The sequence below is a fragment of the Micromonospora sp. DSM 43699 genome, assembly GCF_055517075.1.
On sequence record NZ_JBTMMT010000255.1, the window covers coordinates 1 to 415 of the forward strand.

Sequence of the window (415 nt, forward strand, 5' to 3'; positions counted from 1 at the left end):
GTCATCCGCCATCACCTCATCGCTGGTGAGGGTGGGGCGCACCGCCGGGCGGTTGGGGCCGTTGCCGAACACCAGGGTGGTGAAGGGTTTGCCATCCACGTCGTTCTGGGTCGAGCCGTCGGCGTTCTTGACCAGATCCAGCACCTTGTTGCCCTTGGCGGAGTAGCCGTTGATGGTCATGGTGTGGTCGTGGTCGGCGGTGACCACGATCAGGGTATCTTTCAGGTACACCTTGCCGAGCGCCGTCTTGACCGCTTCATCCAGCGCCACCGCATCGGTCAGCGACCGCTTGGCATTGGTGCCGTGCAATGCGTGGTCGATGCGGCCCCCTTCCACCATCAGGAAGTAGCCCTGGCTGTTCTGGCTCATGAGATCGATCGCCTTGGCCGTCATCTCCGACAGGGACGGCTGGGTA

1 protein-coding gene is annotated in these 415 nt (G+C 63.1%); it reads right to left on the reverse strand.

The features are described 5' to 3' along the window. Positions 1-402, reverse strand: a 402-nt coding sequence (locus AC0AIB_RS31520) for an alkaline phosphatase (RefSeq protein ID WP_465098132.1), incomplete at its 3' end; no start/stop codon positions are given. Positions 403-415 lie beyond the last annotated feature (13 nt).